Source organism: Aestuariivita sp. (assembly GCF_049276915.1).
Taxonomy (GTDB): Bacteria; Pseudomonadota; Alphaproteobacteria; order Rhodobacterales; family Rhodobacteraceae; genus Aestuariivita.
Genome location: NZ_JBASXK010000006.1, coordinates 1 through 14,931, shown reverse-complemented (window position 1 = coordinate 14,931; position 14,931 = coordinate 1). Strand labels below are relative to the sequence as shown.

At 60.8% G+C, this 14,931-nt stretch carries 11 protein-coding genes, 1 pseudogene and 1 other annotated feature; of the genes and pseudogenes, 3 read left to right on the top strand and 9 right to left on the bottom strand.

Annotation, left to right across the window (positions count from 1 at the left end; all coding sequences use genetic code 11):
* Positions 1 to 106 precede the first annotated feature (106 nt).
* A pseudogene (locus tag WAO69_RS00425) lies at positions 107 to 373 on the bottom strand (transposase); the annotation flags it as partial.
* 99 nt (positions 374 to 472) lie between these two features.
* Positions 473 to 588 (bottom strand) — a sequence feature (AL1L pseudoknot).
* Positions 589 to 1,448: 860 nt separating this feature from the next.
* On the opposite strand from WAO69_RS00425, the gene WAO69_RS00420 reads away from it, so the two are divergent.
* From WAO69_RS00420 to WAO69_RS00410, 3 genes are read left to right on the top strand one after another with little or no spacing between them, the layout of a single operon-like run.
* A complete protein-coding gene (locus WAO69_RS00420; RefSeq protein WP_422175601.1) occupies positions 1,449 to 2,852 on the top strand; it encodes an amidase in 1,404 nt (467 codons plus the stop codon).
* Between the two features lie 30 nt (positions 2,853 to 2,882).
* On the top strand, positions 2,883 to 3,872 hold the full coding sequence (locus WAO69_RS00415; RefSeq protein ID WP_422175599.1) for an acetamidase/formamidase family protein: 990 nt from the start codon (positions 2,883 to 2,885) through the stop codon (positions 3,870 to 3,872).
* Between the two features lie 12 nt (positions 3,873 to 3,884).
* Entirely contained in the window at positions 3,885 to 4,646 is a 762-nt protein-coding gene (locus tag WAO69_RS00410) for an SDR family NAD(P)-dependent oxidoreductase (protein ID WP_422175597.1), read from the top strand.
* On the opposite strand, the gene WAO69_RS00405 is transcribed toward WAO69_RS00410, so the two are convergent.
* The 8 genes from WAO69_RS00405 to WAO69_RS00370 are packed head-to-tail and all read right to left on the bottom strand — an operon-like array spanning position 4,643 to position 14,537.
* Entirely contained in the window at positions 4,643 to 4,936 is a 294-nt protein-coding gene (locus WAO69_RS00405) for a putative quinol monooxygenase (protein WP_422175595.1), read from the bottom strand. The genes WAO69_RS00410 and WAO69_RS00405 overlap by 4 nt on opposite strands.
* A gap of 22 nt (positions 4,937 to 4,958) precedes the next feature.
* Positions 4,959 to 6,653 carry an AMP-binding protein gene (locus WAO69_RS00400; RefSeq protein ID WP_422175593.1) on the bottom strand — a complete coding sequence of 565 codons (1,695 nt, stop codon included), beginning with the start codon at positions 6,651 to 6,653 and terminating at the stop codon, positions 4,959 to 4,961.
* A gap of 5 nt (positions 6,654 to 6,658) precedes the next feature.
* On the bottom strand, positions 6,659 to 8,992 hold the full coding sequence (locus WAO69_RS00395; RefSeq protein WP_422175591.1) for an amidase: 2,334 nt from the start codon (positions 8,990 to 8,992) through the stop codon (positions 6,659 to 6,661).
* A complete protein-coding gene (locus WAO69_RS00390) occupies positions 8,989 to 9,723 on the bottom strand; it encodes an ATP-binding cassette domain-containing protein (RefSeq protein ID WP_422175589.1) in 735 nt (244 codons plus the stop codon). Before WAO69_RS00390 ends, WAO69_RS00395 begins: the two co-directional genes overlap by 4 nt.
* The gene (locus WAO69_RS00385; RefSeq protein ID WP_422175587.1) at positions 9,720 to 10,739 is read right to left on the bottom strand and encodes a branched-chain amino acid ABC transporter permease; all 1,020 of its coding nucleotides are present in this window, start codon (positions 10,737 to 10,739) and stop codon (positions 9,720 to 9,722) included. Before WAO69_RS00385 ends, WAO69_RS00390 begins: the two co-directional genes overlap by 4 nt.
* 17 nt (positions 10,740 to 10,756) lie before the next feature.
* Positions 10,757 to 11,626, bottom strand: a complete 870-nt coding sequence (locus WAO69_RS00380) for a branched-chain amino acid ABC transporter permease (RefSeq protein ID WP_422175585.1) — start codon at positions 11,624 to 11,626, stop codon at positions 10,757 to 10,759.
* Between the two features lie 57 nt (positions 11,627 to 11,683).
* Positions 11,684 to 12,928 carry a transporter substrate-binding protein gene (locus WAO69_RS00375; RefSeq protein WP_422175583.1) on the bottom strand — a complete coding sequence of 415 codons (1,245 nt, stop codon included), beginning with the start codon at positions 12,926 to 12,928 and terminating at the stop codon, positions 11,684 to 11,686.
* A 25-nt stretch (positions 12,929 to 12,953) separates the two neighbouring features.
* Complete coding sequence (locus tag WAO69_RS00370) at positions 12,954 to 14,537, bottom strand: flotillin family protein (RefSeq protein ID WP_422175581.1); 1,584 nt, start codon at positions 14,535 to 14,537, stop codon at positions 12,954 to 12,956.
* Positions 14,538 to 14,931 lie beyond the last annotated feature (394 nt).

Here is a 14,931-nt window from a genome sequence, read left to right as displayed (position 1 = left end):
CGAGCCGACCGAATTCCGAGGGGTCCCCGAACCGGTTCGGAAACATGCGGCCATCCAGCATCCCGTCGATGACCTCCTGTCGCGTTGCCCTTAAATCGGCTCTGCCTCAATCTGGGTGGCGGAACGGTAGCATTCTCGCCCGCAACAATTCTGGACCGGCCCGACCGTACATGGCGCGCTTGAGGGTCTTCAGGCGGTTGATCTGACCTTCCGCCTGGCCGTTGCTCCAGGGCATCTCGATTGCGTTTTTGACCGCATCGAAGTCCCGGTTCAAGGTGCGGGCGAAGCGCACGATGGGCGCCAGGTCGGTTTCGATCGCGTCCTCGATCCATGCAGGGAGTGGGTCTGCTTCGCGGCCACGCAGGATACCGTTGACGGCATCAATCTTGACGCAGAGATCAGCGTCAGACTTTGCCCGTCGCAATGCACGATCCGGGTAAATCGCAATGGCGCGCCGCTCATAGTAAGTGGACGGGGCGATCTGTACCATCTCACATATCTGCTCGACCCCGAACCTCCCCCTATTTTCTCAAATGAAAGCAGTAATTTGCGCACGGTCGCTCGAGCTCCGCCTTAGCAAAATGCGCTGACGCCTTCTTCAGGATCTCATTTGCCTGACGGAGTTCGCGCACCTCACGCTCCAACTCCTTCATCATGGCCTTCTCAGCCGTCGTCTGGCCTGACCGTTCGCCGCTATCACGCTGGGCCTGACGAAGCCAAACGCGCAGGCTGTCCGGCAAACAACCCAATTTGTCCGCGATCGCTGTCAGCGCCGCAGCTTCGCTCTCATACTAATCGCGGTGTTCCATCGCCAGTCGGACCGCGCGCTCGCGGAACCCAGTTGAATACGGCTTCGGGGTCGTATTCTTATGCGCATGTTCCATAACGGGCAATTCTCAGAGAGTGTTGCCCTCAGGTGAACTAGGGGCGGTTCATCTCTTGCACAGGCTGCGCGCCGGGGATGATGTATTCTATCCGACATTTGACCGTACGGCGGATTGAGCGGTGCCGTACGACGCACGGATTGTTCTGTTCGAGGGGAATTACCTCCTGCCGGGCATGCCGCCATAGTCGGGCCTTGCAGAGGCCTTCGATCTTAACCTGCGCCTGAGGTACCGCATGCCAAGTTGGAGCGCCGCTTCGTTGCGAACTGGCGCAAGCATGGCCTGCCAGAGGCGGAAGCGCGTGAGCGCGCGCTGGGCAACGATATGCGCAATTCCGACTTTTCAGCGCAACGCGCGGTTGGCCCTCGGTATGTCCTATCGGCATTTCAGGCCAATTCCGAAAAGTGGAGGTATGCCTCTGATCTGCGCAATCGTGAGAGCTCTGGCCGCCGGCGGGGCAAAATCGAATCTATCTGTTGCTTTTGGGATTTAGCGGATGACTAAATAAGAGACAGAGTTCGATAGAGTATCACTCGGCGACCATTCAGAAAGAGGCAGTTAGACATGGCATTCCCACAGCTCCATTTCAAAAGCCTGGCGGACATCAGCACGATGATCCGGCATGGTCATGTGACGTCGATCGACGTGACCCAAGCGATGTTTGCGCGCATCAGGGCGGTCGATCCGCAGATCAACAGCTATGCTCATCTGTGCGAGGAGCGTGCTCAGGCGCAGGCCCGTGCGGCGGATTCTGAAATCGCCAGCGGCATCACGCGCGGCGCGCTGCACGGGGTGCCCATTGCCGTCAAGGATTTGTGTTATACCACCTATGCGCCGACCCGTGCGGGCACAACAATTTATGAAGGGTTCATGGCACCGCACAACGCGACGGTCGTTGATCGCCTCGAGATGGCGGGCGCCGTGATCTTGGGTAAACTGTCGATGACCGAAGGCGCCTATACTGGCCACCACCCCACCGTGCCCGTCCCCCTCAATCCATGGAGTGCGGCACACTGGGTCGGCTCCTCCTCCAGCGGTTCTGGTGCCGCGACTGCCGCGGGCCTGTGCTTTGCCTCGCTGGGCAGCGATACCGGCGGCTCGATCCGCTATCCCTGTGCGGCGACGGGCCTGACAGGAATCAAGCCCACGTGGGGACGGGTGAGCAGGTACGGGGTGTTTGCGCTGGCCGAGACGCTGGACCATATAGGCCCTATGGCGCGTTCGGCGGAGGATTGTGCGGCGATCTTGCAGGCGATTGCGGGCTGGGATGCCCATGACCCTACCTCGCTGGATGTGCCGGTGCCGGACTATTTCGCAGCACTCCATACCGGGGTCCGCGACATGCGCATCGGCATCGACCGAGCCTATTGCTTTGACGGGGTAGACCACGAGGTGGCTGTCGCCCTCGAGGCGGCATTAGAGACCTATGACAGGCTGGGCGCCCGCATCGTCGAGGTTCAGATGCCGCCCCATGCCGATCTGGTCGCACAGTGGATCAGGATGTGCGCCATTGAGACGGCGCTGGCACACGTCGACACCTATCCCGCGCGTGCCGCTGACTATGGCGCCGATCTGGCGCAGCTGATCGACGAAGGCCACGCCACCACTGGCATGCAGGCCGCAGCGGGGCAGCAGCTTCGGATGGCTTTCACCAATGCGCTGTCGAGCATGATGAAAACCGTGGACTGCATGATCTGCCCTACCATGACCAAACGCACGCCGCGTCTGTCACAGATGGACGACTACGGCAGCGACCCCGAGGTGCTGCTGTCGATCATGCGATATACAGCGCCCTTTGATTTCTCTGGCAGCCCTACCATCACCCTGCCCAACGGGATTGACAGCGATGGGATGCCGCTCAGCATGCAACTCGTCGGACCGCGTCTGGGCGAGGCGGCACTCATCCGCGCAGCCGCCGCTTATCAAGGTGTGACGGACTGGCATCGCAAGCAGCCGGACATAGATTAAAACCGCAGACATAAAATCAGGGAGACAACAATGGGATGGACTGAAAATTCGATCATGGCCCGCACGGCCGTGGCACAGGGCAAGGCGGGCACGCAGCACCGCCTCAGCGAGGAGGGTCAAGGGGAGTTTCACTATGTCTATGGCCCTTATTCCAAACCCGTAATGCGGATCATGCCCGGTGATGTGGTCGAGGTGGAAACCCTCGATGCCTTTGGCGGCGCGATCAAAACCGAAGCTGATTTACCTTCAAAAGTACTCAACATGCCCTTTGTGAACCCGCAAAATGGCCCCATCGCGGTGGAGGGGGCGGAAAAGGGCGATGTGCTTGCCGTTTATATCCATTCCCTGCTGCCGCGCGGGCCGCAGCCTGCGGGCACGACCGCGCTCATCCCCGGCTTTGGTGCTCTGGTCGCGGACATGAACATGATGTTGAACGCGCCGATGGCCGAGCGGGTCAAGAAGATGGAGGTAACGCCCGAGGGCGGTGTGAAATTCTCCGACCGTGTCACGCTCCCCTATGAGCCATTTGTCGGAACCATGGGCGTCAGCCCCGAGATCGAAGCGGTGAGTTCCCTTCAGCCCGATTATTATGGCGGCAACATGGATTGTCCCGATGTAGCCCCCGGTGCGGTCATCTATTTCCCGGTCCAGCGCAAGGACGCACATTTCTTTATCGGCGATTGCCACGGCCGTCAGGGCGACGGGGAGCTGTGCGGCGTAGCGGTCGAAATCCCCGCCACCGTGACCGTCCAGATCGACCTGATCAAGGGCTGGTCCATCCCCGGCGTGCGCATCGAGACCGAGGAGTTCATCATGTCGCTGGGCAGTGCCCGCCCGATGGAGGACGCCGCCCGCATGGCCTACCGCGATCTGGTACGCTGGCTGGTGGATGACTACGGGTTTGAGGAGTCCGAGGCCTATTTCCTTGCCACGCAGGCGGGCAAGATGCGCGTGGGCAATATGGTCGATCCGAAATACACGCTCGGCGCCTCCATCCTGAAGAAATATATCGAACAATAAAGGACGACTGACATGGATCTGGGACTTAAGGGGCTGAACGTCCTCATCACCGGTGGCACCAAGGGGATTGGCCGCCACTGCGCCGAGATTTTTGCGCAAGAGGGGGCAAATGTCGCCATCTGCGCGCGCGACAGCGCCGGGGTAGCCGAGACGATCGAGGTGCTCAAAGCGCAGGGCGTCAAGGCGATCGGGCGCGGTGTGGATGTTGCCGACAAGCATGCGCTCAAATCATGGGTAACGGATTCCGCCGCCGCTCTGGGCGGGATTGACATGGTGGTTGCCAACGTCTCCGCCCTCGCGGTGGCCGATGACGAGGCCGCGTGGGAGGCGGGATTTGGCGTAGATATGATGCATTCCGTGCGGCTGGTGAATGCCGCGATGCCCTATCTCGAGAAGTCGAAAGCGGCGTCGATTACGCTCGTCTCCTCCGTCTCGGGCCGCGAGATTGATTTCACCGGACCCGCTTACGGCGCATTTAAGGCCGCGTTGGTGCATTACGCTCAGGGGCAGGCGATGAAGCTCGCGCCCAAGGGGATACGCGCCAATACAGTCTCGCCGGGAAATACCTATTTCAAAGGCGGCATCTGGGAGAATATCGAGCAGAACAATCCCGCGCTTTTTGCCGAGGCGCTGGGCATGAACCCGATGGGCCGGATGGCCGCGCCCGAAGAAATTGCGCGCGGTGTGGTGTTTCTAGCCAGTCCCGCCTCCAGCTTCACCTCCGGCACCAATCTGGTGATCGACGGCGCGCTGACCAAGGGCGTACAACTCTAGGGCGCGATCTCGACAGCGGTGACCACAGTCACATCGCCGTCGAGCGCATCACCCGCCGCGGCAAAGAAACCTCTGGAGCCGGCACCAGCGTTGTGTCGGCCCATGGCGGCACGGTCGGTGAACCGCTCGTAGGTGGTAAATACACACGGATCGTCAGGGGACTGCGCCACGTAAAAGCCGACTGTATCCCGCTCCTGCTCCGCAACGAAGGCTGCGACCTTGAGCAGTTCCGCGCGGACGAGTTCCTCGTGGCCTTTGCGGGCGCGGATGATCGCAGTAAGTGTATGCATGTGATGGTCTCCGTTAAAGAAGCTATGACACGAGGGTGATGCCCAGCTTGGTGCACATCTCCTCGCGCATTTTGAATTTTTGCGGTTTGCCGGTGGCGGTTAGGGGCATGTCACGGGCAAAGTGGACGTGCCGGGGCACTTTGAACCGCGCGATCCGGTCGCGGCACCAGTCGCGCAGGGTCTCGGCCTCCAGCATGGCACCAGGGCGCAGGATGATCCAGGCCGCGACATCTTCGCCCAGCCGTGCATCGGGCACACCGAACACCTGCGCCTGTGCAATATCCGGGTGGTCAAGCAAAAGGGTTTCAATCTCGACCGGATAGATATTTTCGCCGCCCCGGATGAGCATGTCGCCTAAACGCCCGGTGATTTCGCAATATCCCTCGGCGTCGATGGTTGCCAGATCGCCGGTATGCATCCATCCATCGCGGATGGCCGTCGCGGTGAACTCCGGATCGTTCCAATACCCTTTCATTACCAGATAGCCACGGGTCAGCAGCTGCCCCTTTTGCCCAACAGGCAGGGTCTGGCCATCTTCATCGATCACGCGGCATTCTACATGGGGCTGTATCCGGCCCACGGTCGCGACACGCCGCGCGGGTGCATCATCGGTGGCGGATTGGAACGACACCGGGCTTGTCTCGGTCATGCCATAGGCGATTGTGATGTCCGCGCAATGCATATCGCGCATGACCCGCTGCATCAGCGGGGCAGGACAGAGGGAGCCTGCCATAATTCCTGTGCGCAGGCTGCGCAGATTGAACCCCGCAAACTCGGGATGATCCAGCATGGCAGCAAACATCGTCGGCACCCCATGCAGAGCGGAGCAGCTTTCATCCTCCACCGCCCTGAGCGTGGCGAGCGGATCGAAACCCTCGCCGGGAAAGACCATCTTTGCTCCATAGGACACTGCCGCGAGGTTTCCCAGAACCATGCCGAAACAATGATAGAGCGGCACGGGGATGCACAGGGCATCATCCGGCGTGAGTTTCATCGCGCGCGCGGTCGAGATAGCATTGTTGATGATGCTGCGGTGGCTGAGCGTGGCCCCCTTGGGGCGGCCCGTGGTGCCGGAGGTGAACTGGATATTGATTGCATCGTTGGGGTGCAGCCCAGCCGTGATCCCGTCGAGCCGCGATTTGGGTGCGTCGTTGCCGCGCGCCATCACCTCGTCAAACGTGAGTGCGCCCGCCATCGCGGGCCCTCTCCCCAGCTGCACGATCCGCCGCAAGTCGGGCAGGGACGCCGCGCGCAAATCGTCGACGCGCGCATTTGACAGTTCGGGCGCCAGTGCGCGCAGCATCGCAAGATAGTCAGACCCTTGATGCCCTGCGGCGGTGATCAGCGTGCTGATGCCCGCATGGCGCATGGCATATGCAAGCTCGGGTGTTCGGTAGGAGGGGTTGATGTTGACCAGGATAGCCCCGATCCGCGCGGTGGCAAATTGCGCCAGAACCCATTCGGGCCGGTTGGGCGACCAGATGCCTACGCGGTCGCCCTTGTAGACGCCTATGGCAAGGAGCCCTGCCGCCAGCCGGTCAACACGCCGCAAAAGATCGTCATAGGTCCAGCGCTCGCCAGACTGGCAAAACACCGCCGCCATGCGGTCACCATGCCGTTTGCGTACCTCGGCCATAAAGGCGGGGATCGTGGCCTCGATCAGTGGCCGATCTGTGCTGCCCTTTACATGCGATAGCCCGCCGATGGGGAGTGTCATTGCACCTACATCCCGCGCCAGTCGCCCGCCTGTTCAAAGGCGGAGGCGGCGCGGTAGATCGTGCTCTCGTCATAGCGCCGCCCGATGATCTGCAACCCGACCGGCAGGCCATCAGACATGCCGCAAGGCACAGACATCGCCGGATGACCCGTGACATCGAAGGGCGCGGTATTGCCCAGCATCTCGAAGGCACGGTGGCACCACAGTTCGAGCGAAGCATCGGCAGGCGGGATCGGCTGTGCCTTCATCGGCGTGGTGGGGGTGAGCAGAAGATCGTAGGAGGCAAACACTTTGTTGAACTCGTCGCGCAGTTGCCGCGACAGGTTCTGCGCCTTCGCATAATAGCGCCCGCGCGTGTGCTTGAGGTGGTATTGCCCGACCAGCATCGAGACCTTGAGCGTATCGCTAAGCTCATCCGCGCGGGTGCGCCAGTTGGAATGATACTCCAACAGGCTGGTCGTATAGAGGCCCTCCCAACCGGTGCCCATACCATTGCCGAGCATCATTTGCTGGGTTAGCCCCTCCAGCGCGATGGGGGTCCAGATCGCTGTGCCGTGGTTGTGCCATGGCACTGAAATTTCATCAACGGTAGCGCCCAGACGGCGCAGCGTATCGGCGGCGGCGCGGACCTTTTCGTTTACGTCCTGCTCGGCGCCCGCCTGGCTGTATCCCTCCTTGATCACACCGATGCGCAGACCTGATACTCCGCGCCCGACTGCCGCGGTGTAGCGGTCGGTTTGCACATCGTACTGCCGCGGATCGAGCCCATCCGCCCCCGCCAGCACTTCGAGCATCAGCGCGTTGTCCATCACATTGGTGGTCATCGGGCCCACATGGTCGATGGTGGTCTCGATGGGCATCACGCCAGAGTATGGCACCAGCCCATGCGTGGGCTTCATCCCGTAGCAGCCGCAAAACGATGCGGGCATCCGGATCGAGCCGCCCTGATCGCCGCCGATGGCCATATCGATTTCGCCCGCGCCCACAAGCGCGCCGGAGCCGGAGGACGATCCGCCCGCCGAATAGCCGTGTTTGTGCGGGTTGTGCACGGGCCCCGTCGCATTGGTGTGGGAGCCGCCGGAGAGGCAGAAATATTCGCAATGCGCCTTGCCCGCGATCACCGCGCCGGCATCGAGCAGGCGGGTCACGATGGTGGCATCCAGATCGGGAGTATAGCCCTTGAGCGTGGAGGCGCCGTTCATCATCGGCACACCGGCGAGGCAGACGTTGTCCTTCAGCGCCACCTTGCGCCCGAGCAGCGGACCACGCGGCGCGCCCTTGATCTCGGTCTTGATGTACCACGCGTTCATCGGGTTTTCCTCCGCCGTGGGGCGGTGGCCGGAGGTGCGCGGATAAAGGACCGGCGGCAGGTAGTCCGGCAGGCTGTCGACGATATCATAGGCATCAAGGGTGCCTTGCATCACGTCGATGAACTCCTGCACGCGGGCATCCGACATGCTCATGCCCAATTCGGTCACCACGTCTTTCATCTGGCTCAGGGTGGGGCGCTGGACGGTCATATAGGACATCCTTTCGGTGAGGGAGAGCGCGGCGGCAGGTGCCTGCGCGGGAGTGTGTTTGGCGTCTTTGGCGACGATTTTCGGGGAAGCCTTGATGCCGCCCGACGGCATGCCAAATCCGGTGAATTCTTCGATCAGTGCAGGGTCGGCAGTATCGGACCCCGATACTTCGCCGATGATCGCACCCTTCTGGATCAGCAGCACGCGATCCGACAGGGCGGTGATGAAATCAAGACTCTGCTCGACCAGTACGATCGTAATACCAGTGCGCTGGTTGAGTGATTTCAACAGCTCGATAATCTCGTCGATGATCGAGGGCTGTATCCCTTCCGTCGGTTCGTCGAGCAGGATCAAATCCGGCTCGGAGATCAGACAGCGCGCCAACGCAAGCAACTGTTGCTCGCCTCCCGACAATGCACCGCCATCGCGGCCCAGCAATCGCTCAAGGCGAGGGAAATCGGCCATCACGCGCTCTACCGCGTCTGCCTCGTCCATATCGTGGGAGGCGACGCCCATGCGCAGATTGTCCAGAACGCTCAGCGTGGGGAAAATCCCGCGCCCCTGCGGCACGTATCCCATCCCGAGGCGCGCACGTCCGGAAGATTTCAGTGTCGTTATGTCCTCGCCGTCGAACGTCATCTGCCCCGCCTTTGCGGGGACAATGCCCATAAGCGTTTTGAGCAAAGTCGTTTTGCCCATACCGTTATGGCCCAAAACGCCCAGAATTTCACCCTCGGCTACTTCAAGGTTTATGCCATGCAGTACCGGCACCCTGCCATAGCTTGCCTGCAAACCCTGAACCTTCAGCAGCGGGCTCATGCGCGGTTCCCCAGATAGACTTCGCGCGCGCGCTTGTCCTTCGAGATGGCGTCCATCGTGTCTTCCATCAGTATCCGCCCCTCGTGAAACACAGTTACCTGCTTGGAGATCATACGGATGAATTGCATGTCATGCTCTACCACAATCAGCGCTGCTTGTGTGTTGATCTCCTTGATCAGCTCGGCGGTGCGCGCGGTTTCGTCGTGGGTCATACCGGCGGCAGGCTCGTCGAGCAGCACCAGCCACGGCTCGGCTGCGACGACCATCCCCAGTTCGACCCACTGGCGCTGTCCATGCGCCAGACGGCCCACCATCTCGCGGCGGATGTCTCCCAGTTGCAACCGCTCGACCGTCTCGCTCACCAGAGCGCGCGCGCGTTTGGCGCCGTGCCAGCGGCGCGCCGAAAGCCAGATGTTTTCATCCACCGACAGCCCGTCGAACACATTGGGCACCTGTGTCTTGATCCCCACGCCTAGGCTCGCAATCTCGTGCGGCTCAAAGCCTGTCGTCTCGCGGTTGCGGATCATCACCTTGCCGGCACTTGGGATCAGCTGTCCGGTGAGGCATTTGAAGAACGTCGATTTGCCTGCGCCGTTCGGCCCGATGAGGCAGCGCAGCTCCTTGTCAAACAGTGTGAAATCCACCTGATCTACTGCGCGTACCCCGCCGAAATGCATGGAAAGGTTTTGCGTCTCAACGATAACTGCGCGTTTGTCGCGGACGGGTTTCATGCGCTGCGGCCCTCGCTGCGGGGGCGCCGGGCGCGGCGCGATGCCCTGCGCGGTTTGCGCCGGCGCGCAGTCCAGTCGATGATCGTAGGCGCGACCCCTTTTGGCACCAGCAGCACAAAGAAAATCAGGATTATCCCCAGCACGAGGTTGTTGTTGAGGGTCGATTGCCCGCCAAGGGCCGAGGTCAGATAAAACAGCCCAAAGGTAGCCGCTACCGGCCCGATCAGCGTGCCACGCCCTCCCACGATCACCCAGATAATCGTGAGTGCAGCGTTATATAGATTGAACACATCCGGCGTGATCCGCCCCACGCCATTGCAAAACAGCACGCCACCGATGGCTGCAATGCCCGCTGAAATAGTGAAGATCCCCAGCTTGTACAGGCGCGAGTCATAGCCCAAAAGCTCCGCGCGCAATTCATTCTCGCGGATGCCGACACAGACACGGCCGAAATGCGTGTTCACCAGCCAGCCGCAAAAGATGTAGCACAGGATCAGCGCCGCCATGGCGACATAAAAAACCTGTTCGGGGAACAGAAATGCGGACGTATCCCACGGCAGGTTCAGCGGCGGCGATGTGACACCGTTAAACCCGCCGATTTGCGCGATGCCGATCTTGAAGTCCGGACCCGAGGTGCGCCGGATGAGCGAGAAAAAGATGAGCGTGACGGTGAGGGTGATCACCCCCAGATAGACATCCGAAACCCGCCCAAAGAAGACAAAATACCCCAATATCGCGGCAAAAGCGCAGGGCACCGCAATGGCCAGCAGTATGGCCCATGTGGAGCCTCCAAAGTTGATCGCGCCCATGGTGTATGCATAGGCCCCGAGGCCGAAGAACGCGACTTGCCCGAAGCACAGGATACCACCGAAACCCCAGACGAGCGCGAGGCTGAGTGCAAGGACGGCAAGTGCTATGGCAGTTGTCAGGTTGATGATGGTGAAGAGTTGCAGCACGTAGGGTGCGCCGAACATGAAGATTACGCCGATAAGCGCGAAGATGAGGACCGGCCGCATGCCGTAGCTGCCACCAGTCATAGGGATTTGCGGAAGAACCGCCCCGTGATCCCGCGCGGCATGAGCCGCAGCAACACTATCGCCGCGACCAGCAGCGCCACCTCGCCCAACGTGGGGCCTGTGAGAAATGCGAATACGCCGTTGATCCCGCCCAGCAGGATCGACCCCGCCGCCGTCCCCGCAAGGATCGCGGAGCCGCCTGAGATGACGGTGATGAAGGCTTTGGCGATATACGTCGCGCCAATGGTGGGCAACACGCCGGTGACGGGGGCGAGCAGCCCGCCTGCCAATCCGGTCACTGCAGCTCCCAGACCAAAAGTGATCATGTAGATCTTGGTGGTGGACACTCCAAGCGCCGAGGACATCTCGGGGTTTTGCATCGTGCCGCGCGCCACCAGTCCCAGCTTGGTCAGCTTGAGCGTAGCGAAGACCGCGAGGAACAGTACCAGTGTGACAGCGATCAGGAAAAGCTCGTACCCTGAAGCGGAATAATCACCGATTCGGATGATGCCGAGCGGCGGGGAGATGGTTGTGGCCGTCGAGGCGCCGAAGATCGAGGTCACGAGGCCAATGAGCAGCAGTGACAGCCCCCAGGTGGCCAGCAGCGTGTCCACCATCCGGCCATAAAGCCAGCGGATGATCACCCGCTCAACGATGACACCGGTGATGCCCACTACAAGCGGTGCAAGAACCAGCATCGCGAACCAGATGTTCACGCCCGCGTTCGTCGCCACCACTACAGTATAGCCGCCCAGCATCAGAAACTCGCCATGGGCGAGGTTGATCACGCGCATCATGCCAAAGATGATAGCCAGCCCAAGGCTGATCAAAGCGAGGTTGGCGATGCCATAAACCAGCTGGAACGTTACGGCGACAAACAGATCCAAGGCGATCTCCCGAAGGTCAAAGGGGGGATTGGCCCGGCGCAAACCGGGCCAAGGGGCTTAATCGATTCCGGCGGCGGCCAGCCCATTCTCGAACAGGAAGGTCGACTGGTTCGGGTTGGCGTTGAGATCACAGACCAGCTGCGTATCCGCGGGTGGCTGATTATCGAAGGACTCGACGATGTTCCATTCCTGATTGGCCAGCTCGCCGATGTAGACGTTCATCGAGCAGTGGTTGGTCTGTGCGTCGATGCTGACGGTGCCGGAGGGTCCGTCATAGCTCAGCCCCGAGCGCAGCGCCTCGATCACCGGATCGCGGTCGATGGTGCCCGCCGCCTTGACCGCAGCCGCCCAGAGCATCGCGCCCTCGTAGGAGCGGACCGACAGTTCGTTCATCACCGGGCGCCCCGCGCCAAGCTTGGCGTCCAGCCGCGACAGGAAGTCCTTGTTCGCGGGCGTGTCGATCCCCTCGAAATAGCCGTAGGAGGCCATGATGCCGTTGCCTTCCTCGGCGGAGATGAGCTTCTGCTCGTTGCCGACACCGAAGGTGGTCGAAGCGATCGGGATCTCAGACAACATGCCTGCTGCCGCATACTGGCGGTAGAAGGACACATGCGCGCCACCGACCAGCGCCGAGATGACCATATCTGGCTTGGCGGTCTGGATCTTGTTGATGGTCGGGCCAAAGTTTGTGACATCGAGCGGGAAGAACTCCACATCCAGCGTCTCGCCGCCGTTTTCTTTTACAAAGCGCTGCATCCACTGCGCTGTGATCTGACCATAGTTGTAATCAGCCGCGACGATGTAGACCTTCTTGCCCCATTTGTTCATGGCGTGGGGGACAATCTTGGCCACCGTCTGCGCGGGCGTGGAGCCGGTGCAGAAGTTGTTATAGTCGCACACGCCGCCCTCATACTGCGTGTTGTAGAAATAGAGCGTCTTGAACCGCGCAAGCGTCGGGCGGATCGCCTCGCGTGAGGCCGAGGTGATGCCAGCGTGGACCGTCGCGGCCTTGTCGCCTGCGGCGGCCTGCGTGGCGAACTGGGTGTAGAACTGGATCGTCGACTGCGCGTCATACATCTTCAGCTCGACTTCACGGCCCAGCAGGCCGCCTGCGGCGTTAATCTCCTCGATTGCCATGCGGGTCGTCTCGGCCATAGGCGCGCCATAAATGTCGAGCCCGCCGGACAGATCGAGGATCGAGGCGAAAATGATGTTGTCGGATTGGGCGCGCGCGATGGTCGCCGGTGCTGCAAGGGCCAGTGCGGACGAGCCCATAACGAAATGTCTGCGGGAAAGTGTCATTTGGTGTCTCCTTGTTGATATTGTTCTATTTTTTTGTCTCTTGCGCCGTGTCGTCGCTTGGCGCGTCAGGCTTTGCCTTGCCGCTGATCGAGCCGGAGATGCCGCGCACGCCATCGCCGATGTTCATGCCGACCTCCTCGCCCAGTTTCTGAACCGCAGGCAGTTGCAGTGCCATGCTGAGCACGGAATCGACCACCTGATTCACAGTGGATTTGTCGCTCCCGTCACCGCCCGAACTGCCACCACCGAAACCGGTCATATGGTTAATGCGGATACTCTCGATTTTCTCGGCGGGCTTCATCATCCGCTCCACGACCTGCGGCAGGGTGCGCAGGCGATGCTCTTCGAGCTTCATCGCAATGATCTCGGGGCTGAGCGCATTTTCAGCGGCGATCTTGGCGGACATACCTGCCGCCTCGGCCAGCATCTTGTCGCGCTCTGCCTCGGATCGGTCATGGGTGGCCTTGGCCTGCGCCTGGGCCATGGAAATAATCGTGCCGGCCTCTGATTTCACGCGGGTATCGTCGACCTCTGCCTGCTCGGCGGCGCGGATTAGGGCCAGCGCCTTGTCGCGCTCTGCGGCAGCGGTTTCGCGGATGGTTCGGACGCGCTCCTCGGCTTCCGCCTCGCTGCCTTTGGCAGCAATTGCCTCGGCTTCCGCGCGGGCTTCCTCGCTGCGCTTTTGCGCCAACGCGACTGTGTTCTCCGACTTCTTAAGCGCAGAGTTCAATTCGGATTCAAGCGTTTGGCGCCGCACCTCCGTCTCGCGGTCGATGCGTGCGGCCTCGCGGCGCTTCTCCGATACTGCCTGCTCCTCGGCGGTCTCCGCCGCAGAACGAGAGCGGGCAATCTCGATCTCGCGCTGCTGGGTGATCATCGCCTCTTCTTCTTCGCGGCTGATTGTGAGCTTGCGTTTGGTTGCGTCAAGCTGGCTTTGCCGGACCGATACATCGGCATCCGCCTCGATTACGGCACGCTCTTTCTTGTTCACGGCAATGATCTCGGCCAGCCGCCGCATCCCGAGTGCGTTAAAGGCGTTGTTCTCGTCGAGCGCGTGAAACGGCGTCTGGTCGATCCGCGTGAGCGACATGGATTCTAGCATCAGACCGTTCTTGGCAAGATTGCCCTCAAGCATCTCGCTGACCTCTTTGGCATAGGCGGCGCGATTGTCCTGAAGGTCATCCATCGTGTAGCGCGCGGCGACCGAAAGCATGGCATCGACGAGTTTGCCCTCGAGGATTTCCTCCAAATCGGCGGCGCGAAACGACTTGCCCGCCAGCGCCTGCGCTGCGGTAGCGACCCCTTCTATAGTTGCTTGAACACGGACGTAAAACTCGGCGGCGACATCGACCCGCAAACGATCCTTGGTGATGATGGAGGCGGTGCCAGTCCGCTCGATGTCGAGCTTAGAGGTGCGCATGTTCACCTCAGCAACCTTGTGCAGGAAGGGCAGTGCAAGGCAGCCTCCATCGAGCACGATCTTCTGGCCGCCCTGACCGGTCCGCACGACACTGATTTCGCGTGTCGCCTTGCGGTAATACCGGCTGAGAAACGCGATGATCAGGATGGCCGCGATAACCAGCAAAATTACTGTGACAAACCAAGCCATAGACGCGCCTTTCTAAAATGTATGGATCGCCACATCCCCGAAGCGTGCGGTAGATGGCTGGCAGGCCTGCACGACTTCCGCAGAGTAAGGACGCTGCAAATCGTATGTCAACTGATCTGTTTGGATTCTGTGAACTTCGATAAAACTGAAATTTTGGCAGGCTATTTTCCCGGCACTTCGCGTTCTGCGTGTTGTTGAATGCGCAGGTCGCGGGGCAACGGGGGGATTTGGTGCGCGGGAATCATCGCAGCGGTTCAGTCCTATGTTGGCAGACAAAGGGGCCCAAACATGTTTCTACACCAACGATAGGCTTTGTTGCACAAATCGGTTGAAGGATATTCTTCCCCTTTCCCCAGACGCACTTAGCCTACTGGCTCAGTGATAAGTATGCCAA